This window comes from Rossellomorea sp. LJF3 (genome assembly GCF_037046045.1).
Classification (GTDB): domain Bacteria; phylum Bacillota; class Bacilli; order Bacillales; family Bacillaceae_B; genus Rossellomorea.
In genome coordinates this window covers 1-22,717 of sequence record NZ_JBANLY010000030.1, presented here as the reverse complement: position 1 = coordinate 22,717, position 22,717 = coordinate 1, and the positions used below count along the sequence as shown (strand labels likewise).

General features: G+C 43.1%; 20 protein-coding genes. 9 read left to right on the top strand and 11 right to left on the bottom strand.

The genetic code is table 11. The features are described 5' to 3' along the window. Window positions 1–82: 82 nt before the first annotated feature. Entirely contained in the window at window positions 83–703 is a 621-nt protein-coding gene (yyaC, locus tag V8G47_RS19245) for a spore protease YyaC (RefSeq protein WP_034764767.1), read from the top strand. Between the two features lie 42 nt (window positions 704–745). On the opposite strand, the gene V8G47_RS19240 is transcribed toward yyaC, so the two are convergent. The 11 genes from V8G47_RS19240 to rpmH all read right to left on the bottom strand — a co-directional run bounded on the left by V8G47_RS19240 (window position 746) and on the right by rpmH (window position 10,922). Beyond that, a complete protein-coding gene (locus V8G47_RS19240) occupies window positions 746–1,459 on the bottom strand; it encodes a DUF554 domain-containing protein (RefSeq protein ID WP_254652727.1) in 714 nt (237 codons plus the stop codon). 105 nt (window positions 1,460–1,564) lie between these two features. After that, entirely contained in the window at window positions 1,565–2,404 is an 840-nt protein-coding gene (locus tag V8G47_RS19235; RefSeq protein ID WP_336201484.1) for a ParB/RepB/Spo0J family partition protein, read from the bottom strand. Beyond that, complete coding sequence (locus V8G47_RS19230; RefSeq protein WP_034764762.1) at window positions 2,397–3,158, bottom strand: ParA family protein; 762 nt, start codon at window positions 3,156–3,158, stop codon at window positions 2,397–2,399. The genes V8G47_RS19235 and V8G47_RS19230 overlap by 8 nt, the downstream gene beginning before the upstream one ends. A 219-nt stretch (window positions 3,159–3,377) precedes the next feature. Next, window positions 3,378–4,241: a nucleoid occlusion protein gene (gene noc, locus V8G47_RS19225; RefSeq protein WP_336201483.1), complete on the bottom strand. Its 864-nt coding sequence runs from the start codon at window positions 4,239–4,241 to the stop codon at window positions 3,378–3,380. A gap of 119 nt (window positions 4,242–4,360) precedes the next feature. Then, complete coding sequence (rsmG, locus tag V8G47_RS19220) at window positions 4,361–5,077, bottom strand: 16S rRNA (guanine(527)-N(7))-methyltransferase RsmG (RefSeq protein WP_336201482.1); 717 nt, start codon at window positions 5,075–5,077, stop codon at window positions 4,361–4,363. A gap of 21 nt (window positions 5,078–5,098) precedes the next feature. Continuing rightward, a complete protein-coding gene (gene mnmG / locus V8G47_RS19215) occupies window positions 5,099–6,991 on the bottom strand; it encodes a tRNA uridine-5-carboxymethylaminomethyl(34) synthesis enzyme MnmG (RefSeq protein ID WP_336201481.1) in 1,893 nt (630 codons plus the stop codon). Window positions 6,992–7,047: 56 nt separating this feature from the next. After that, on the bottom strand, window positions 7,048–8,433 hold the full coding sequence (mnmE, locus tag V8G47_RS19210) for a tRNA uridine-5-carboxymethylaminomethyl(34) synthesis GTPase MnmE (RefSeq protein ID WP_336201480.1): 1,386 nt from the start codon (window positions 8,431–8,433) through the stop codon (window positions 7,048–7,050). Window positions 8,434–8,703: 270 nt separating this feature from the next. Then, on the bottom strand, window positions 8,704–9,321 hold the full coding sequence (jag, locus tag V8G47_RS19205; protein WP_336201479.1) for an RNA-binding cell elongation regulator Jag/EloR: 618 nt from the start codon (window positions 9,319–9,321) through the stop codon (window positions 8,704–8,706). Then, window positions 9,318–10,106, bottom strand: a complete 789-nt coding sequence (spoIIIJ, locus tag V8G47_RS19200) for a YidC family membrane integrase SpoIIIJ (protein ID WP_098351359.1) — start codon at window positions 10,104–10,106, stop codon at window positions 9,318–9,320. The genes jag and spoIIIJ overlap by 4 nt, the downstream gene beginning before the upstream one ends. A gap of 140 nt (window positions 10,107–10,246) precedes the next feature. Then, window positions 10,247–10,621, bottom strand: coding sequence for a ribonuclease P protein component (gene rnpA, locus V8G47_RS19195; protein ID WP_061811180.1), 375 nt, complete (start codon window positions 10,619–10,621; stop codon window positions 10,247–10,249). Window positions 10,622–10,787: 166 nt separating this feature from the next. Further along, window positions 10,788–10,922: a 50S ribosomal protein L34 gene (gene rpmH, locus V8G47_RS19190; protein ID WP_034764748.1), complete on the bottom strand. Its 135-nt coding sequence runs from the start codon at window positions 10,920–10,922 to the stop codon at window positions 10,788–10,790. A 1,145-nt stretch (window positions 10,923–12,067) separates the two neighbouring features. On the opposite strand from rpmH, the gene dnaA reads away from it, so the two are divergent. The 8 genes from dnaA (at window position 12,068) to V8G47_RS19150 (ending at window position 22,394) form a co-directional block, all read left to right on the top strand. Then, window positions 12,068–13,411, top strand: a complete 1,344-nt coding sequence (gene dnaA, locus V8G47_RS19185; RefSeq protein WP_061811179.1) for a chromosomal replication initiator protein DnaA — start codon at window positions 12,068–12,070, stop codon at window positions 13,409–13,411. Window positions 13,412–13,617: 206 nt separating this feature from the next. After that, window positions 13,618–14,754 carry a DNA polymerase III subunit beta gene (gene dnaN / locus V8G47_RS19180; RefSeq protein ID WP_336201478.1) on the top strand — a complete coding sequence of 379 codons (1,137 nt, stop codon included), beginning with the start codon at window positions 13,618–13,620 and terminating at the stop codon, window positions 14,752–14,754. Between the two features lie 170 nt (window positions 14,755–14,924). Beyond that, on the top strand, window positions 14,925–15,143 hold the full coding sequence (yaaA, locus tag V8G47_RS19175) for a S4 domain-containing protein YaaA (RefSeq protein ID WP_034764734.1): 219 nt from the start codon (window positions 14,925–14,927) through the stop codon (window positions 15,141–15,143). 17 nt (window positions 15,144–15,160) lie between these two features. Next, entirely contained in the window at window positions 15,161–16,279 is a 1,119-nt protein-coding gene (recF, locus tag V8G47_RS19170; RefSeq protein WP_060674630.1) for a DNA replication/repair protein RecF, read from the top strand. A gap of 9 nt (window positions 16,280–16,288) precedes the next feature. Further along, the gene (gene remB, locus V8G47_RS19165) at window positions 16,289–16,543 is read left to right on the top strand and encodes an extracellular matrix regulator RemB (RefSeq protein WP_034764730.1); all 255 of its coding nucleotides are present in this window, start codon (window positions 16,289–16,291) and stop codon (window positions 16,541–16,543) included. A gap of 42 nt (window positions 16,544–16,585) precedes the next feature. After that, a complete protein-coding gene (gene gyrB, locus V8G47_RS19160) occupies window positions 16,586–18,514 on the top strand; it encodes a DNA topoisomerase (ATP-hydrolyzing) subunit B (protein WP_336201477.1) in 1,929 nt (642 codons plus the stop codon). A 108-nt stretch (window positions 18,515–18,622) separates the two neighbouring features. Continuing rightward, the gene (gyrA, locus tag V8G47_RS19155) at window positions 18,623–21,157 is read left to right on the top strand and encodes a DNA gyrase subunit A (RefSeq protein WP_336201476.1); all 2,535 of its coding nucleotides are present in this window, start codon (window positions 18,623–18,625) and stop codon (window positions 21,155–21,157) included. 151 nt (window positions 21,158–21,308) lie between these two features. Continuing rightward, window positions 21,309–22,394 carry an HD-GYP domain-containing protein gene (locus V8G47_RS19150; RefSeq protein ID WP_336201475.1) on the top strand — a complete coding sequence of 362 codons (1,086 nt, stop codon included), beginning with the start codon at window positions 21,309–21,311 and terminating at the stop codon, window positions 22,392–22,394. The last annotated feature ends 323 nt before the right edge of the window (window positions 22,395–22,717 follow it).

Below are 22,717 nucleotides of genomic sequence, written 5' to 3'. Positions count from 1 at the left end.
CAACATTATGATTCTGGTGGCAAGACCTGACAAAGTCAATTTCAACATAATCCCCCTAATCACATCCAAAGGAGTGGAAGCGATGAATCTAAAAAAAGGACTATTTGAACGAAGATCTGAACCCTTTAGAGTCCTTCACCAGGAAGAGCGTGCGGCACAGGATCTTTCTGTTCAATTGTCGTCGATGCTTCCCACTTATTATCGTACAAGGCCCATCGTGTTTGTCTGTATCGGTACGGACCGCTCGACAGGGGATTCATTGGGGCCTTTGGTTGGTACATTAATAGAGGAACAGGATATTAAACCATTCCATGTCTATGGAACATTGGATGATCCGATCCATGCCGTCAATCTGGAAGAGAAGCTCAAGGATATCGCTTCTAAACATATCAATCCCTTTATCATAGGTGTCGATGCCTGTCTTGGACGATTAAAGAGTGTTGGTGCCATTCAGTTGAGTGAAGGTCCTTTACGCCCGGGAGCCGGAGTCAATAAAGAACTGCCTGAGGTCGGGGAAATTCATTTGACCGGTATTGTAAATGTCAGTGGGTTCATGGAATTTTTTGTCCTGCAGAATACCCGTTTGAATCTGGTCATGAAAATGGCGAGGACGATTGCGGAAGCGATTGTGCTGGCAGGTCATTCTGTAGAACGGCGAAATGCCGTCAGTATTGAAAAATGGCGGGAAGAATTGCAGCAGTAAAGAGATAAGGGAGATGGCGTGTTCCGCCATCTCCCTTTTTTATTACATATACAAATGATAGGCGTGGATGATTCCGACCACCATGCCCACCACGATGATGCCTGGAAGTAAATTGGCGACTCTTATTTTCGTAACACCCAGGAGGTTGAGTCCAATCGCAAAAATCATGATGCCTCCTGTTGACGTCATTTCGACAATATAAGCATCCATCAGTTCCTGAGGCACCCATTGATGGATCTGAGTGGCGAATAGGGCGATGATTCCCTGATACAGGACGACTGGAATGGCCGAGAACATGACACCGATCCCGAGGGTCGTCGTTAAGATTAAAGAAGTAAATCCATCAATGATCGATTTGGTCAGAAGAACATCATGATCTCCCCTGATCCCGCTATCCAGCGCACCGATAACGGCCATGGCCCCAATGACAAAAATCAGGGTGGCGGTTACAAACCCTTGTGAAATAGAGGTTTCATTTTTGCTGCCTATCTTCGTTTCCAGCCAATTCCCCAGGGCATTGAGCTTGTCCTCGAGATTCATCCACTCTCCCCAGGCAGCACCAAGGGCAAGGCTGATGATCACGATGAGAAAGTTCTCACTTTTCAACCCCATCTGTAAACCAAGAACGATAACGGCGAGTCCTATCGCCTTCATGACCGTCCCCTTCATATCTTCAGGTATGCGGTGCAGGATCTTACCCAATAGCGTCCCGATGATAATACATACTCCATTTACTAGCGTTCCTAAAAGTACCATGACGTTTCCCCTTATGATTATTTCCCAAAGAATAGTATATGTACCATATGGAAGAGGACTGGCTTAAATGGCATGTGATATGCCACTTAAGTCAGTCCCTTGATGCTACTGCAATAATTCCAAGATCCGATCCAGGTCTTCCTTCGAAAAGAATTCCAGTTCGATCTTCCCTTTTTTCTTCGATTGTTTAATCGTTACGGTTGTGCCGAAGCGTTCACGCAAGAGGGACTCCTGTTCCTGGATGAAAATGTCTTTCCGCTCGTTCTTTTTTGTTTCACGTGGAACATTGTCATTGGCTTCTTGAATGATTTTTTCTAATTGACGGACGTTTAATGATTCTTTCAGGATCCGATTGACGATCATGGACAGTTTCTTTTTATCTTTCAATCCAAGAAGGGCACGTCCATGTCCCATTGACAGCTTCCCTTCAGAAATAAGTTCCTGAACGGGTGAAGGGAGGGAGAGTAAGCGAATATGGTTCGCGATATGAGGTCTGCTCTTCCCTAATCGTTTCGCCAGTTCTTCCTGTGTAAGGTTCAATTTATCCATCAGCATTTGATAGGCTGCGCCTTCCTCGATCGGCGTCAAGTCCTCGCGTTGAAGGTTTTCCAAAACCGCAAGTTCCATCATTTGTTGATCATTCAATTCACGCACGACAACGGGAACTGTCTCTAACTTAGCCGCTGTAGCTGCACGATAGCGGCGTTCACCGACCACAATCTCATATCCTTTAATGGACTTACGGACAATGATCGGTTGGAGGATCCCGTGTTCCAGGATTGATTCTTTCAATTCTTCGATTGCCTGCGGCTCAAAGATTTTTCGTGGCTGATAAGGGTTCGGCCTTATTTCTTTCAGGCTCACTTCCTGGACGGACTCTTCATTTTGCGTTGTTTGCATATTGGTAAAGAGAGCATTGATGCCCTTTCCTAAACCTTTAGCCATTCGCCACCACTTCCTTTGCCAGTTCTAAATAAACTTCTGCTCCCCTGGATTTCGCATCATAGATGATAATCGGTTCACCATGACTGGGTGCTTCACTTAAACGAACATTACGTGGGATAATTGTGCGATACACTTTGTCTTGAAAGTATTTTTTCACTTCTTCGATGACCTGGATGCCCAGATTGGTCCTGGCATCAAGCATCGTTAACAATACACCATCAATCATAAGGTCATGATTCAGATGCTTCTGCACTAAACGGACCGTGCTTAACAGCTGACTTAATCCCTCGAGGGCATAATATTCACACTGGACCGGTATGACGACAGCATCCGAAGCGGTTAACGCATTGATCGTCAGGAGTCCCAATGAAGGGGGACAATCGATAATGATGAAATCGAATTCGTCCTTTACCTTCTCCAGAGCTTTCTTTAAACGGACTTCACGGGAGATGGTCGGAACCAATTCAATTTCCGCTCCAGCAAGTGAAATCGTTGCTGGGACAATCGATAAGTTCTCTACTTTTGATTGTTTGATCGTGTCTTTAACATCTACATCATCCACTAACACATCATAGATACACTGTTGTACATCCCCTTTTTCAACGCCCACACCACTAGTGGCGTTTCCCTGAGGATCGATATCTACAAGTAAAACCTTTTTCCCTATATAAGCTAAACAAGCCCCCAAATTGACTGAGGTTGTGGTCTTTCCCACCCCGCCTTTTTGGTTTGTAACGGCTACGATTCTGCCCAAGGTTGTCACCTGCCTTTTGACTTCCTAAGATTGATTTCATTTTTACACAGTATTCTTTTATTCTATCAAAATTACCGGATAATTGTCTGTCAATTTTTCAAAAAGAAACACATTTCCATAAATAGGAAAGTGTCTATCGTTCGTTTACATCTATCCAAGGCTCGCAATAAAAAAAGTGAGAAACGGATCGGATATGTTTCTCACTTTTAGACTACGAATCTATTTTTTTTTCGGAATACGAATGGTGAATTGATAGAATTCCTCGTGCTCTTCTTCTTCTGAGTCGAGATTGATCCCGCTATCGGATACCATGGACAACGATTGTCGGATCGTATTCACGGCAATTCTCATGTCTTTGCTGAAGGCCTTCCGTTTAGGCTTCGGCTTTTGGGTCGTTCCTTCTTGCATTTTCACAACCCGGTCTTCGGTCTGTTTGACATTCAAGCTCTTTTCAATGATTTCTTGAAGAAGCTGGATCTGCTTTTCAGAATTCTTCAGAGGAATCAAAGCCCTGGCGTGACGTTCAGTGATTTGTTTATCAAGTAGAGCTGATTGAATTTCTTCTGGAAGCTTTAGGAGACGAAGCTTGTTCGCCACGGTTGATTGTCCTTTTCCTAAGCGTTGAGCAAGGGCTTCTTGAGTTAGATCATGTAATTCCAACAGTTTTCCATATGCGATTGCTTCCTCTATAGGAGAGAGTTCTTCTCTTTGTAAGTTCTCAATTAATGCGACAGAGGCTGTTTCTGTATCATTAAGATTCTTCACAATCGCCGGTACGGTTTCCCAGCCGAGCTTTTGAACGGCTCTGTATCTCCGTTCACCCGCAATGATCTCAAACTGGTCATCATCGTACTGTCTCACCACGATCGGCTGGATGATGCCATGAGTGTGAATCGTTCTGGATAACTCTTCTATCTTTTCATCATTAAACACAGTCCTTGGTTGAAATCGATTCGGGATGATTTGCGAGACCTGTATCTTCCTCACTTCATCACGATCTTCTTCCACTACATTCGACTCTTCAGATTCAACATCTTGCTCCTTTTCACCTAGGCCAAAAAAACGAGAGAAAGGATGCTTCATCTTCCTACACCACCTTTAAGAAACTCCCTTTATTAATATTCTCTAAAATATGTCAATTTCCTGCCTTCTCACTATATGTCGATTATACCATGACCGATTGAGGCAGGAGAGTGACCATACTATTCTAACGGTAATTTATTCGGTGTCCCGGGTTTTCTGGGATATTTGTTAGGCGTTTCTTTCACTTTGTTGATTTTTACTATATTCCGTTCACTTTCTTCTTCAGGAAGAATGAAGGAATACATTTTATCCGTTTGTCCACCAAGTGTCCCGATGGCTTTCTTTGCATTGGACAGCTCTTCATTGACATTGGAAGCCTTCATGGCGACAAATGCTCCACCTTTTTTCACAAGCGGAAGGCATAATTCGCTTAAAACGGACATTCTGGCTACGGCTCTTGCTGTAACCATATCATATTTTTCGCGGTGAGCCTTGTTTTTTCCAAATGTCTCTGCACGATCATGATAAAAATGGGTATTTGCAAGTCCCAGCTCATCCGACAAATGATTTAAGAATGTGATGCGCTTGTTCAAGGAATCAACAATCGAAATATGTAGATGCGGGAAGCATATTTTAAGCGGGATACTTGGAAAACCGGCACCTGCCCCAACATCACACAGAGATTGGACTTCCGAGAAGTCGACATAAAATGCTGCACTGATTGAATCGTAAAAATGCTTTAAATAGACGTCTTCTTTGTCAGTGATTGCCGTCAAATTCATTTTTTCATTCCATTCAACAAGCAATTCATAGTAACGTTCAAACTGATCTAATTGCCTGGAAGAAAGGGAAATCCCTTTCTCCTCAAGCATTGATTGAAATTCATTTACGTTCATGAAATGATCCTTCCTTTACTTCTATTGATCACCGGATACTTTGGCGATTTTCCCTTGCTCGATATAGACCATTAAAATAGAGATGTCTGCGGGATTCACGCCTGAAATGCGGGATGCCTGGGCAAGGGAAAGAGGCTGGACCTCGATCAATTTCTGTCTTGCTTCGGAAGCCAATCCGCTGATCGCGCTGTAATCAATGTTCTCAGGAATTCGCTTATTTTCCATCTTCTTCATTTTATCGACCTGTTGAAGAGATTTTTCAATATAACCTTCATATTTCACCTGGATTTCAACTTGCTCCTCCACGTCGCGATCAAGCTCAATGTCGCTTGGGACGAGTGTCTTAATATGGCTGTAATTCATTTCCGGCCGCTTCAGGAGATCAGCTGCCAGTATCCCGTCTTTCAGCTCGCTTCCGCCTGCTTCACGGATCACCCTTTGAGTTTCTTCACTCGGCTTGATGCGCACGGATTCAAGTCGCTTCTTCTCGGCAGATATCGCTTCTTTCTTCTCAGTGAATCGTTCAAAGCGATCCTCTGAGATCAACCCGATCTTATGACCGATATCCGTTAAGCGAAGATCGGCATTATCATGACGGAGTAACAAGCGGTATTCCGCACGTGAAGTCAGAAGACGATACGGTTCGTTCGTCCCTTTTGTCACGAGGTCATCGATCAGTACTCCGATATAAGCATCTGATCGGCTTAAGATCACTTCGTCTTTATCAAGAGCACGGCAAGCAGCATTGATTCCTGCCATCAATCCTTGTCCAGCCGCTTCTTCATAGCCGGATGTTCCATTGATTTGCCCCGCGGTGTACAGGTTTTTAATTTTTTTCGTCTCAAGTGTCGGCCATAATTGCGTCGGTACGATGGAATCATACTCGATGGCATAACCGGCACGCATCATTTGTACTTTTTCAAGACCCGGAATGGTCTGCAGGATTTTTTGCTGCACATCTTCAGGCAGGCTAGTCGATAATCCTTGAACGTACACTTCCTGAGTATTTCTTCCTTCCGGCTCCAGGAAGATCTGATGACGCGGCTTGTCATGGAAACGCACGACTTTATCTTCAATAGAAGGACAGTAACGAGGTCCTGTTCCTTTGATCATACCTGAATACATTGGAGAACGATGAAGATTGTCGTCGATTAATTGATGAGTCAGTTCATTCGTATACGTCAGCCAGCATGGAAGTTGATCCGTGATGTATTTGGTCGTTTCATAGCTGAATGCACGTGGAACGTCATCACCTGGCTGAATCTCCGTTTTCGAATAATCGATGGTCGAACTATTGACCCGCGGCGGTGTCCCGGTTTTAAACCGGACCGTATCGAAGCCAAGCTCATGCAAATGATCAGATAATCTGATGGATGGCTGTTGGTTATTGGGACCGCTTGAATATTTCAGGTCTCCCAATATGATCTCACCACGAAGGAATGTACCAGTGGTGATGACGACCGTTTTTGCACGGTAGGCAGCACCTGTCATGGTGACGACACCTTTACATTCATCATCCTCCACGATCAATTCCTCAACCATTCCCTGCATCAAGGTCATGTTCGGTTCGTTTTCGATTGTCCGTTTCATTTCATGCTGATAGAGGAATTTATCTGCCTGCGCCCGTAATGCGCGTACAGCAGGACCTTTTCCTGTATTCAACATTCTCATTTGTATATGTGTTTTATCTATATTACGACCCATCTCTCCACCGAGAGCGTCGATTTCCCTTACAACGATCCCCTTTGCCGGTCCACCGACCGATGGATTACACGGCATAAAGGCGACCATATCCAGGTTAATGGTGACCATTAACGTTTTAGCTCCCATACGTGCAGAAGCAAGTCCCGCTTCTACCCCGGCATGGCCAGCACCAATGACAATGACATCATATTGCCCTGCGTCATATTGCATGGTTTGTTATTTCCTCCTTGTAGGACGGGTAATTCCCGTCCACATTATAATAGTGTTTATTTTCCTAAGCAGAACTGAGAAAACAGCTGATCAATCAGGCTTTCATGGACGCTGTCCCCGATGATTTCACCTAATAGCTCCCACGTTCTCGTCAGATCGATCTGCGCAATGTCAATCGGCGTTCCCATCTCCACGCTGTCGATCGCTTCATTGATCGCAAGGGATGCCTGGTTGAGTAAGGCGATATGACGACTGTTGGATACATATGTCATGTCCCCCGCTTCGATGGATCCCGCAAAGAATAAGGATGAAATGGCTTCTTCCAATTCATCGATTCCCTGTTCTTCCAATAAAGCCGTTGTCACCAGCTGATGATTTTCGGAAAGCTTTCTTACCTTATCTATATCAATCTTTTGAGGCAAATCCGTTTTGTTCACGATGACAATGACGTCCATTCCTCTCACCGCTTCGAATAACTGTTCATCCTCAAAGGTCAATTCATCCGCATAATTGAGCACGAGTAGTATTAAATCGGCTTCCTTCAACACCTGTCTCGAGCGTTCCACGCCGATTCGTTCAACGATATCTTCGGTCTCACGAATCCCCGCCGTATCAACAAGACGGAGGGGTACTCCCCTTACGTTGACATATTCCTCAATCACATCACGTGTTGTCCCGGGAATATCCGTCACAATGGCTTTATTTTCGTGAACAAGGCTGTTCAAGAGGGAGGACTTCCCTACATTGGGCCGTCCGATAATCACCGTAGAAAGACCTTCCCTTAAAATCTTCCCTTGTTCAGAGGTGCGAACCAGCCGGTCGATTTCATCCCGGACGTGTTTGGATTTTTCCAGAAGGACGTTATGCGTCATTTCTTCTACATCATCATACTCCGGATAATCAATATTCACTTCCACATGGGCAAGCGTTTCAAGGATTTCCTGACGTAGCTTCCTGATCAGATTGGAAAGGCGGCCTTCCATTTGATTCAGGGCTACATTCATGGCCCGATCGGTTTTCGCCCGAATGAGATCCATCACCGCTTCCGCCTGAGAAAGATCGATTCGACCATTCAGAAAAGCCCGCTTCGTGAATTCACCGGGTTCTGCAAGTCTCGCCCCGTTTTTCAACACCAGCTGCAGAACTTTATTTACCGACACAATTCCTCCGTGGCAATTGATCTCGATAATGTCTTCCCGGGTGAAAGTCTTTGGTCCTCTCATCACGGAAACCATGACCTCTTCCACCACTTGATCGGTGTCGGGATCAACGATATGTCCATAATGAATGGTATGGGATGCAAATTCCATCATGGAACTCCCTTTCATTCCCTTAAAGACTTTATCACCGATATCGAATGCCAACTCACCGCTCAAACGGACGATGGCGATCGCTCCCTCTCCCATCGGCGTGGATATGGCTGCAATTGTATCTAATTCCATTATGTTCACCTCTCTTATAGCTGACCTATTTATATGAAATGTATAGTATAAAGTAACGTTTCCCCAAATTATTAGAATATCACAATCCGTTTTAATACTAAAGAAAGGAAACCCCTTGTTCGTCACCAAATAATGTTATCCACACAGATAACATCTCATCTCTATTATTTTAACTTATCCACATGTGAATAACAATAAACCGGGGTGAAAATAAGAATCCACAGGACGAATCCATAAAAAAAACGATCCCCCTAAAGGAATCGTCTTTCATTATTTTGGTGCAATGACAATGTATCGATTGGGTTCTCTTCCCTCTGAATGGGTATCGACCCTTTTCGAATCCACTAAAGCGGTGTGGATCACTTTTCGTTCATATGAGGGCATCGGTTCCAATGAAACAGAGCGATTGGTGCGCAGAGCCTTTTCTGCTAAACGTTCCGCAAGCGTAGTCAGCGTCTGCTTCCGTCTTTCCCGATAGTTTTCGGCATCCAACAAGATCGTGATGAATTGACCGGACACCCGATTGGCGACCAATTGCGCCAAATGTTGAAGAGCATTCAACGTTTGGCCTCTTTTGCCAATCAATAGAGCCATTTTTTCACCGGAAATGTTGAATTCCACATCTCTTCCATCCCTTTTCACTTCTATGGTCGCTTCCACGCCCATTTCCCGTGCAACAGATAGAAGAAAATCCTTCGCTTCCTCTACCGGATCAACCGCTTTCTTCACTTTGACGACTGCCGGCCTTCCGCCGAACAATCCGAATAAACCTTTTTTACCTTGATCAATGACGTCGATCTCTGCTTCTTCTTTGGTGATATTCAGTTGAGACAAGGCTGATTCAATGGCTTCTTCCACCGTTTGACCAGACGCTTCTACTTCTCTCACTTTTTCTTTCCTCCCGAATTCCCACCAGCTTTGACGGCTTGCGCTTCTTTAATCTCAGGTCCCTTGATGAAATATGTTTGAGCAATCATGAATAGATTTCCGACTACCCAGTAAAGGGATAGAGCTGCAGGGAAGTTAATCGCAAAAATGATGATCATGACCGGCATGATATAAAGCATCATGGCCATTTGCGGATTTTGATTCGCTGTACCCGCCATCATTAATTTTTGTTGGATGAACGTTGTTAAACCTGCTACTAAAGGTAAAATATAGTATGGATCCGGATTACCGAGATCGAACCATAAGAAGTTATGCGCTTTTATTTCCTGTGTTCTGACGATCGCATGGTAGAAACCGATCAAGATCGGCATTTGAACGATCAATGGGAAACAACCCGCTAGCGGATTCACCCCGTGACTTTGGAATAAAGCCATCGTTTCTTGTTGAAGCTTTTGCTGAGTTTGTGCATCTTTAGAGCTATATTTTTCACGCAGTTTTTTCATTTCAGGTTGTAATGCCTGCATGGCTTTTGAATTTCTCGTTTGCTTGATCATCAATGGCAGAATCGCTAAACGAATGAGCAATGTTACGATGACAATCGCTAATCCGTAAGATCCGCCCATAAACTCTGCAACCATTGTAATCAATTGCGATAAAGGATAGACAATATATTCATTCCATATTCCGCTACTATCAGATGTAATCGGCTTATTGTAATCTGTACAACCTGATAGAATAGCCATTAGCCCAATGATTCCCACCAGGGCTATCATTCTCTTTTTCACCCTTATTTTCCTCCCAACTAATATCTTTCAAATTAAATGTAAACAAGTACCATTATCCCGTACCAAAAAAGTACAATCCCTCGTATTGTAACATCTTTTCCATGGCTTGTGATGACGAAACCTGTCATTCTCTCAAAATGTTATGACTTCTTCCTATCATATTTGCCATAAGAAGACCTTTTCAATACTTTTCCTCTTTTTAATACATGGGTGAGACTCCCCTTCACCTCATGGAAATTCATTTCGGCCGCCGGTTTTCTGGCGATGATAAGATAGTCGTACTGATCGTGAACCTCTTCTTGTAATTCTAAGAAAGCCTGCCGCACGTAACGCTTGATTTGATTACGGCAAACAGCATTCCCGATTTTTTTACTGACGGAAATCCCGATTCGAAATGGTTGAGGCTCTTCCTTCTTTAATAGATACAAGACGAATTGACGATTCGCGAAGGATGTCCCTTTTTTAAATATTTCCTGGAACTCTTTGTTTTTCTTTACTCTTTGTTCTTTCCGCATGGACCACACCTAATTTTCATTATTGTCTTGATCTAACCTCGACATTATTGGCTCATTCATATGAAATTATAAGTACTTTTTCCTGTTAACCAAAATACGAACGAGCCAAATCGTCTTATCTCCTATATAGAAAGGAAAAAAAAGACCACTGAGTCAGTTCAGTGGTCTAGGCAGATAATACTTTTCTTCCTTTACTGCGACGGCGAGCTAAAACATTGCGTCCGTTTTTAGAGCTCATACGTGCACGGAAACCGTGATTCTTTTTTCTTTTGCGGTTATTTGGTTGAAACGTTCTTTTCATCTATGACACCTCCCTGAAGGATATCTTTAAAAAAGTTAAAGACATTCCTCACTATTATAAAGACGGTACCCATAAAAAGTCAACACTCAGATTATTTTTCTTTTTAAGTGTTACTTCATTGAAATTTTTCATGAACACTAAAATGTTAATCGTTCGTTTACTGCTCTGTTCTATTAGTTCAGTGTTGGATTGGAAGGAGATTACGCTCCCTTTCCGCGGACGAGCGGGCAAGCCTCCTCGCTTCGCTGCGGGGTCTTTCCCAGCCCGTTTTTCCGCAGGAGTCTCGCAAATCTCCTTCCAATCCCAAAGAAAGACCGATGCACAGAGCAATAGGTTTTAAAGGTCTACTGCTTAAGAAAAAAAAACACATGAAATCGGTAGAAAAAAGTTACTAGTGACCTTTTGCAGGTTAGAAAGAAGTTCACATAACCGTTTTTTAATAATGTGGTGGATCAATCAAAGAAATCTTTCCACAAAATTAGAAATTGGATTATCCCTGATTTAGATTTTGAAAAAGTTACATACTCATATAGTTGATTGGAGCGGAAGGGGCTCGACTCCTGCGGGAAACGCGGGAAAGTTGAGACCCCGCAGGGCTATAACCCGAGGAGGCTCAACTCACGCCCCGCGGAAAGCGAGCCCCTGGAGCGGAAATCAACCACTACTCTCTCAGTAATTAGTTTCCTTCTACAAACCCTATCCCATTTTTCTATTAAACCTGCCTGTGGATAGGATTCGACATGGTTTTAAATTATCCACAACACATACTGACAACTTTTTCACAAGTTCTTGGGTTGTGGACAATTTCATTCCACAAGGTGTGGGGGGTTGTGGATAAAATTTAAAAAGCATTGCACCTCTAAGGATATTTTGATATGATTATTGTGTTTTCACTCTTGATAACTGTGTTTACGGAAATAACTTATCCACAAAATGTGGATATCATGTGGGTAACTTATACAGAGGGTTTGTAAAACGTTGTCCACAAGTGGTGGATAATGTCGAAAAACCATTTTCCTTCCTTATTATATATATTTTCCACATTCAACGAATTGTATTTTTATAAAATAGCGTGAGTTTAAGGAATGTATAGCGCGTAATGATTGTACAGAAGTTATACAAACTAAGAAAAGGAGGGATCAGGATTGGAGAATATCGGAGATCTTTGGAGCAAGGCCTTAGAAAATATTGAAAAAAAGATCAGTAAACCAAGCTTTGATACTTGGTTGAAATCAACTAAGGCCCATTCCATTCAAGGGGACACCCTTGTGATTACAGCTCCAAATGAATTTGCAAGAGATTGGCTGGAAGGCCGTTACTCTCAGCTAATCTCAGGGGTTTTGTATGATATTACGGGCGAAGAACTAGTCGTGAAATTTATCATTCCTCAAAACCAGGAGCCGGAAGAGTTTGATATTCAAATACCGCCAAAGTCGATGAAGGATGATGATCAGCAGGATATCAATCAGAATATGCTGAACGCTAAATACACTTTCGACACATTTGTTATCGGTTCTGGCAACCGGTTCGCCCATGCCGCTTCTTTGGCTGTGGCTGAGGCACCTGCCAAAGCCTATAATCCCTTATTTATTTATGGGGGAGTCGGCCTTGGGAAAACTCACTTGATGCATGCCATCGGCCATTATGTACTTGAGCATAATCCCGCTGCAAAAGTGGTTTACCTATCATCTGAAAAATTCACCAACGAATTCATTAACTCCATCAGGGATAATAAAGCAGTCGATTTCCGCAATAAATACCGGAATGTCGATGTTTTATTAATCGATGATATTCAATTTTTAGCTGGTAAAGAACAAACACAAGAGGAATTTTTCCATACTTTTAATACCTTACATGAAGAAAGCAAGCAAATTGTCATTTCCAGTGATCGGCCACCGAAAGAAATCCCGACACTTGAAGATAGACTTCGTTCTCGATTCGAATGGGGGCTTATTACAGATATCACACCACCGGATCTTGAGACGAGGATTGCGATTTTACGAAAGAAAGCAAAGGCTGAAGGACTGGATATTCCAAATGAAGCCATGCTTTATATAGCTAATCAGATCGATTCCAATATTCGTGAGTTAGAGGGCGCATTGATTCGTGTCGTAGCGTACTCTTCTCTTATAAATAAAGACATCAATGCAGATCTTGCAGCAGAAGCACTGAAGGATATCATCCCAAGCTCGAAGCCAAGGGCGATTACCATCCAGGAAATTCAACGTGTCGTTGGAGAGCACTTCAATGTGAAGCTTGAGGATTTTAAAGCGAAGAAACGAACAAAGTCCATCGCATTTCCGAGACAAATCGCCATGTATTTATCCAGGGAAATGACGGATTCCTCCCTTCCAAAGATCGGGGAAGAGTTTGGCGGACGTGATCACACGACTGTCATTCATGCTCATGAGAAGATCAGTACATTACTCGGAACGGATGCACTTCTTCAGCAGCAATTGAAGGAAATTCGTGAAACATTAAAGGCCTGAATCTACACACAACCAAACTGGATAATGTGAATAACTCCGACTAACTAGCACACAGTCTGTCCACATGTGGATAGGCTGTGTTTACGTTCGATTTACCCACTTATCCACATATCAACAGGCCCTACTACTTCTATTACTATTTTTTAAATAAATTATTAGTATATGATTCAGTCCATAAAATTATGTGCAAATTGGAGGAATAAATCATGAAATTTGTTATTCAAAGGGACCATCTTGTCCAGAGCGTCCAGGACGTCATGAAAGCCGTCACATCAAGAACGACCATCCCCATCCTGACAGGGATTAAAATCATTGCCACTGAAGATGGAGTCACATTGACAGGTAGTGATTCGGATATTTCGATTGAATCCTTTATTCCGAATGAGGAAGAAGGTACTGAAATCGTTGGAATCATGGAAACAGGCGGCATTGTCCTCCAGGCAAAGTTCTTTAGTGAGATCGTAAAGAAATTACCGAAAGATACGGTTGAGATCGAAGTTCAAAGTCACTTCCAGACAGTCATCCGATCAGGGCAGGCAGAATTCAATTTAAACGGTCTGGATCCTGAAGAATATCCTCACCTTCCACAAATTGAAGAAGGAAACGGGATTAAAGTATCAACGGATCTTCTTAAAACGATGATCAGACAAACCGTATTCGCAGTGTCCACCTCAGAAACACGCCCCATCTTGACAGGTGTAAACTGTCAGATCGAAGACGGGGAGTTGAGCTGTATTGCAACAGATAGTCACAGACTTGCCATGAGAAAAGCACCGATCGAAACCAATCATGATGCTTCATACAATATCGTGATTCCAGGAAAGAGCTTAAATGAGTTAAACAAGATCCTTGATGATACGGATGAACCAGTTGAAATCGTCATTACGGAAAACCAGGTCCTGTTCAAGGCAAAGCATTTATTATTCTTCTCAAGACTATTAGAGGGGAACTACCCGGACACAAGCCGATTGATTCCTTCTGATACGAAAACAGAATTGACCCTTAACACAAAAGAATTTTTACAAGCGATCGATCGTGCATCGCTGCTGGCGAGAGAAGGCCGAAACAACGTCGTGAAACTTTCGACACTTGATGATGGAATCATTGAAATTTCGTCAAACACGCCTGAAATCGGGAAGGTCATCGAACAGGTGGAAAGCCAATCGGTGGAAGGGGAAGAACTGAAAATCTCCTTCAGCGCAAAATATATGATGGACGCGTTAAAAGCGATTGAAGGAACCGAAATTCATGTAAACTTCACTGGAGCGATGAGACCGTTCGTATTGAAGCCGCTACATGATGACTCCATCCTTCAACTGATCCTACCGGTAAGAACGTATTAAAAATCAAAAAGCCAACACCTTAGAAAAAGTTCGGGTGTTGGCTTTTTACATTCAGGGGGATCTTCGGAAATCAACTGCGACCATTTTCTCCATTTTTCGTTAGTTGTGACTTAACTCCATTTAGAGTAAAATAATATATTAGAGACTTTATACGGAAAGTAGTGATTTTAGTGGCAAAAGAGATCACCATTGAAACAGAAATCATCACATTGGGACAATTCCTGAAGCTTGCTGAAGTGATTCAGTCGGGTGGGATGGCGAAATGGTTCTTAAGTGAATATGAAGTATACATAAACGGGGAGCAAGACCAAAGAAGAGGGAGAAAGCTTACGGTTGGAGACAAAGTTGAAATTCCTGAAGTAGGGGTCTTTGTGGTTGCTGGAGAATAATAAAGGGTGTTATGTCCATGTACATTGAACAATTAGAATTAAGAAACTACCGTAATTACGAATCGATCGACGTGAGTTTCGAAAATAAGGTGAACGTCATTCTTGGAGAAAATGCCCAGGGGAAGACGAATATCATGGAGTCTATCTACGTCCTGGCAATGGCCAAGTCCCACCGGACCTCAAATGATAAAGATTTAATCCGTTGGGACCAGGAATATGCTAAAATAAAAGGTAGGATTCAGAAATATAACGGTGGATTACCTTTGGAGCTTATCCTGTCCAAAAAGGGGAAAAAGGCGAAGAGTAATCACCTTGAACAGTCTAAATTGAGTCAATATGTCGGGAATATGAATGTTGTCATGTTTGCACCTGAAGATCTTCATTTGGTAAAAGGGAGCCCTCAAGTCAGGCGCCGTTTTATTGACATGGAAATCGGTCAGGTTTCTCCTGTTTATTTACATGATATCAGCCTTTATCAGAAAATATTACAGCAACGGAACCATTATTTAAAACAGTTGCAGACAAGAAAACAAAAAGACCAGACGATGCTTGATGTCTTGACGGAACAGTTCATCGAGATGGCGGTGAAAATTACGAAGAAACGATTTGAGTTCGTTCAATTGCTGGAAAGTTGGGCGAAACCGATCCATTCAGGGATTTCAAGAAACCTGGAAACGTTGGAAATCGTATATAAACCGTCATTGGATGTATCAGATAATCAAGAATGGTCAAAAATGGTAGATATATATGAGCAGAAATTCGATGGTATCCGTGAACGGGAAATTGATCGGGGTGTGACCCTGGTCGGACCCCATCGGGATGATCTTCAATTTATTGTGAATGGACGGGATGTTCAAACATTCGGGTCACAGGGGCAGCAACGGACGACAGCCCTCTCTGTGAAGCTTGCAGAAATCGAGCTGATACACTCTGAAATCAAAGAGTATCCCATCTTACTTCTGGATGATGTGTTATCTGAGCTCGATGATTATCGTCAGTCCCACTTATTAAATACCATTCAGGGGAAAGTTCAAACCTTCGTGACCACGACCAATGTGGACGGGATTGATCATCAAACCTTAAACGAGGCGACTACGTTCGAAGTGGAAGCCGGATCCATGAAAAGATTGAAATGAGGTGTTACCTTGTACATACATGTTGGAGAAGATGTCATGGTACGTACAGATGAAATCATCGCAATTATTGATCGAGACACCGTTCAATTTTCAGAGGAAATTCAACATTTTCTAAAAACGAAAGATCATAACCTTTGCAATCTTGCAAAGGGTTCATATAAATCTCTTGTTATCACAACGGGCCAGTTGTATCTCTCACCGCTGGCATCCAGTACGTTAAAGAAGCGATCAAAGAAATACTCAAACTATGAGAATTTATTATAGAAATATAAAGCCCTGAAGGTTAGAAAGTGTAGGTGAATCAGTATGGCTATAGAACAAAATCAAGCGCAAGGCGGCTCCTATGATGAAAATCAGATTCAGGTTTTAGAAGGTTTAGAGGCCGTTCGGAAAAGACCAGGTATGTATATTGGATCAACAAGCGGCAGAGGTCTGCATCACTTGGTGTGGGAAATCGTTGATAACAGTATTGATGAAGCATTAGCCGGACACTGTAATGAAATCGAAGTCATCATTGAAAAGGATAACAGTATTACTGTGACGGATAATGGACGTGGGATTCCGGTCGGGATCCACGAAAAAATGGGACGTCCTGCTGTAGAGGTCATCATGACGGTTCTTCACGCGGGCGGTAAGTTCGGTGGCGGCGGATATAAAGTATCCGGAGGTCTGCACGGAGTAGGGGCCTCGGTTGTAAATGCCCTTTCCACGGAACTTGAGGTACATGTCCATCGTGATGGGAACATCTACTATCAAAAATTCGAAAAAGGTGTTCCGAGCTTCGACCTTAAAGTGGTAGGAGAAACGGATAAGACCGGAACGATCATCCACTTCACTCCAGATCCTGAAATCTTTACTGAAACGACGGAATACGAGTATGACACACTTGCAAACCGTATTCGTGAATTGGCGTTCTTAAACAGAGGGATCCAAATCAGTATTGAAGATAAGCGCGGAGAAGGGAAAAGACGGGACTACCATTATGAAGGTGGAATCAAGTCTTACGTTGAGCACCTTAACCGTTCGAAAGAAGTCATCCATGAAGAACCGATCTACATTGAGGGTGAAAAGGATGATATCACCGTTGAAATCGCCCTTCAATACAATGACGGTTTCGCAAGCAATCTTTACTCATTCGCCAATAACATCCATACTCATGAAGGTGGAACCCATGAGTCCGGATTTAAAACGGCTTTAACGAGGGTCATCAATGATTACGCCCGTAAAAATAATGTATTCAGAGAGAATGATGCGAATCTTTCAGGGGAAGATGTCCGGGAAGGTCTGACAGCCATCATCTCGATTAAACATCCTGACCCTCAATTCGAAGGTCAGACGAAAACAAAACTCGGGAACTCCGAAGCGAGGACGATCACGGATTCTCTTTTCTCAGAGCATCTTGAAACATTCTTACTTGAGAACCCGGTTGTTGCCCGAAAGGTTGTTGAAAAAGGCCTGATGGCTGCCCGTGCCCGACTGGCCGCGAAAAAAGCAAGGGAGCTTACCCGCCGTAAGAGTGCCCTTGAAATTTCAAGCCTGCCTGGTAAACTGGCTGACTGTTCTTCCAAGGACCCGAGCATCAGCGAAATCTATGTGGTTGAGGGTGACTCAGCCGGTGGATCGGCCAAACAGGGACGTGACCGTCACTTCCAGGCCATCCTTCCACTGCGTGGTAAAATCATCAACGTAGAAAAGGCACGTCTGGATAAGATCCTTTCTAATAACGAGGTCCGTGCGATCATTACAGCTCTCGGGACAGGTATTGGAGAAGACTTCAATCTGGCTAAAGCAAGATACCATAAAATCGTGATCATGACCGATGCCGACGTTGATGGCGCTCATATTCGCACACTATTATTAACGTTCTTCTATCGTTACATGAGAAATATCATTGAAGCAGGTTATATCTACATCGCTCAACCGCCTTTGTACAAAATACAACAAGGGAAGAAAATCGAGTACGCCTACAATGATAAAGAACTGGATCGCATACTTGCAGAAATTTCCCCGACGCCTAAACCTGGAATCCAGCGTTACAAAGGTCTTGGAGAGATGAATCCTGAACAACTATGGGAAACAACAATGGATCCGGAAACAAGGACCCTGCTTCAGGTAAGCCTTCAAGATGCGATCGAGGCCGACGAAACCTTTGATATCCTGATGGGTGACAAAGTAGAGCCGAGACGTAACTTCATCGAAGAAAACGCAGCTTACGTCAAGAACTTGGATATCTAAAATAAAATAAACAGGATAGACCTGGGTGCTATCCTGTCTTTTACATAGCGGACAAGGTAAAGAGTGAGAAAGGTATAAATCTTTCTTTAAAAGGAGGTCCCTTTTACTATGGCAGAAACACCAAGATCGAATGTTAAAGAGATTAATATAAGCAGTGAAATGCGCTCGTCTTTCCTGGATTATGCGATGAGTGTCATCGTTTCACGTGCCCTACCAGATGCACGTGATGGCCTTAAGCCCGTCCATCGCCGTATTTTATATGCGATGAATGACCTCGGGATGACGTCTGACAAAGCGTACAAGAAATCAGCACGTATCGTCGGTGAAGTAATCGGTAAGTATCACCCTCATGGTGACTCTGCTGTTTATGACACCATGGTTCGTATGGCGCAGGATTTCAACTATCGCTATATGCTGGTTGACGGTCACGGTAACTTCGGTTCTGTGGACGGTGACGCCGCAGCGGCCATGCGTTATACAGAAGCACGTATGTCCAAGATCTCTATGGAACTCATTCGTGATATTAATAAAGACACAATTGATTATAAAGATAACTATGATGGTACTGAGCGGGAGCCGGAAGTATTACCTGCCCGTTTCCCTAACCTTTTGGTAAACGGTTCTTCAGGAATCGCCGTAGGGATGGCAACGAACATCCCTCCACATAATCTTGGAGAGGTCATCGATGGAATCCTTGCATTAAGTAAAGATCCTGACATTACGATTCAAGAGCTGATGGAATTCATCTACGGACCTGATTTCCCTACTGCCGGTCTGATTGTAGGAAGAAGCGGGATCCGTCGCGCTTACGAAACGGGTAAGGGTTCCATCACCATGCGTGCCCGTGTGGAAATCGAAACAAAGAGCAATGGAAAAGAAACGATCATCGTCCATCAAATCCCATATCAGGTGAATAAAGCGAGACTCATTGAGAAGATCGCGGATCTGGTCCGGGATAAGAAGATTGATGGTATCACGGATCTTCGTGATGAATCGGATCGTAATGGTATGCGCATCGTCATTGAAGTAAGAAAAGACGCCAATGCTAACGTACTACTTAATAATTTATATAAACAAACGGCACTTCAAACAAGCTTCGGGATCAATCTTCTGGCACTTGTAGACGGCCAGCCGAAGGTATTGAACTTAAAAGAATGTCTCTATCACTATCTTCAGCACCAACGTGTCGTCATTCGCCGCAGAACGGAATTTGAATTGCGTAAAGCTGAAGCAAGGGCTCATATTCTAGAAGGTCTGAGGATCGCCCTCGATCACATCGATGAAATCATTGCCCTTATCCGTGGTTCTCAAACAACAGAGCTTGCAAAACAAGGTTTGATGGAGAACTTCTCCTTATCCGATAAACAGGCACAGGCAATCCTGGATATGCGTCTTCAACGTCTAACCGGTTTAGAGCGTGAAAAAATTGAAGACGAGTATCAGGAATTAGTGAAACTGATTTCAGAACTGAAAGCGATCCTTGCAGATGACGAAAAAGTTCTGGAAATCATCCGCGAAGAGCTCATCGAGATCAAAGAGCGCTTCAATGATGAAAGAAGATCTGAAATCGTAGCGGGTGGAATCGAGAACATCGAGGATGAAGACCTGATTCCTAGAGAGAACATCGTCGTTTCCCTCACTCATAATGGTTACATCAAGCGTTTGCCGGTTTCTACCTACCGTAGTCAAAAACGGGGCGGAAGAGGGATCCAGGGTATGGGTACCAATGGTGAAGACTTCGTCGAACACCTATTGACGACTTCCACTCATGATACGATCCTCTTCTTTACGAACAAAGGAAAAGCATATCGTGCAAAAGGATACGAAATCCCAGAATTCAGTCGTACTGCGAAAGGACTTCCGATCATCAATCTCCTCGGAGTGGAAAAAGATGAGTGGATCAACGCCATGATCCGGGTCGAAGAATTTGTGGACGATTGGTACTTATTCTTTACGACAAAGCAAGGGATCTCAAAACGTACGCCGGTATCGGATTTCGCCAATATCCGGACGAACGGGCTGATCGCCATCAACCTTCGGGAAAATGACGAGCTGATATCCGTCAAACTGACCGATGGGGCAAAAGATATGATCATCGGAACGAAGCAGGGTATGTTGATCCGTTTCCCTGAAACAGATGTCCGTTCCATGGGAAGAACCGCCACTGGAGTAAAGGGGATCAACCTCAGCGATGATGATATCGTCGTCGGCATGGAGATCCTTGAAGACAAGAGTGATGTCCTGGTCGTCACGGTAAATGGTTACGGTAAACGTACTCCTGCCAGTGAATATAGAGTCCAAACCCGTGGTGGTAAAGGATTGAAGACCTGTAATGTGACTGAGCGTAATGGAGAACTCGTCTCTGTCAAAGCCGTCACAGGCGAAGAAGACTTAATGATCATCACCGCCCACGGTGTCCTCATCCGTATGGACGTCAATGACATTTCCACAACGGGACGTAACACCCAAGGGGTCAAGCTGATCCGTCTTCAAGAAAGTGAATTCGTTTCAACCGTCGCCAAAGTTGAAAAAGAAGATGATGAAGAAACGGAAGAACCGGTCGAATCTGCTGAAGGAATGGAACAGCTAGAAACGGAAGACCAACCAGCTTCTGAGGCAACTGATGAAGACACAGAAGAATAATTAATAGAGTAAGCTATTTTCAGTAATGGGTGTCCATTCTGGAAATAGCTTATTTTTTTGTCAGGAGCCACTTTTATTTTTTGAAAATAACAACTATCCCTCACTAAATTTGGTAAAATAAACTAAAAGAACAGTCGTGAGGTGTGTATAGTTGAAGGTACATCGTGGCGAAATACAATTAGGCTGTATCGTAGCGGAAGATATAATGGGATTGGCAGCAAACCCGATCATTCCAAAGAATACGGTGCTAGAAGAAGAACATTTGAATATCCTGCAAGCATTCCATATTAATGAGTTATACATAGAGAAAACAAAAGCCGACGGGAATCCATTCAAGTCACCTCTCTCTTCTGATAAGGTCTCGGAACAAGAAGAGACAAATCCGCAGGAGACATTGGGATTTGTAGACCTTTACTTAACGACAGTAAAGGAATTCAAAAAGGAATTCATGAATTGGCAGTCGGGTACGGCCGTTAATGTGGCAAGAGTAAGAGAACTCATACTCCCCGTTATTCAAGAAGTGGAACAAAATCATATATACATATATTCCCTTCATCACTATTCAACTAAGAAGGAATATCTCTATCATCATGCGGTTTCAGTAAGTATCATCAGTGCTTTAATAGGCAAGAAGATCGGTTTAAAGTCGGGACAGATCAATCAATTGGCATTAGCGGGAGCACTGGCTGACTGTGGGATGGCTAAAGTGAGCCCACGCATATTATCCAAGGATCAGCCCCTGACAGAAAGTGAATTTAAAGAAGTGAAGCTACATACGGCAAATGGATATAAGATGGTCAAAGATACTCCACTATTAAAAACGGAAACAAAGCTTGCGATCTTTCAGCATCATGAACGTTTTGATGGAACAGGATATCCTGCATCCGAAAAGAGCGAACGCATCCATCTCTATTCACAGATCGTCGGGATTGCCGACGTGTTTCATGCCATGACATCTGAGAGAATGTACAGAAGCAAGCAGCCGATCTTCAAAGTATTGGATATGATCAGCAAAGACTTGTTTGGTAAATTTGATATTAAAGTAGTCGAAGGACTCCTTCAATTAATGGGAGACTTAAGAACCGGAACCCCGGTAAGGTTATCAACGGGTGAGTTTGGAGAAGTCATATATACTAAACCGAGCGCCTTCACCAGCCCGATCGTTAAACTCAAAACCGATGAAATAGTAGATTTATCTCAGCAAAAGAATATCTATATTACAGAGGTCTTTATCTAAGATCGTCTACGGATTTAGCATCCAAATGAAAAAAGTCGCAGGTCAAAAAAGTGATCTGTGACTTTTTATTATTTACCCCTTGCAAACTTGATTGATAGTGTGTATAATATTATTTGTTGTCCGAAAGGCATTACATAATTATCATGAAAATAACTTTTCTAAAATAATAAAAAATACCTTGACGACAAACGCTTTAAATGATATATTATATAGGTCGCTTCAAACGAAGCGCTTACACATTGAACCTTGAAAACTGAACAAAACAAGACAATACGTCAACGTTAATTCTAGATTTATTTTTAAAGAGCTATTCAAACTTTTAT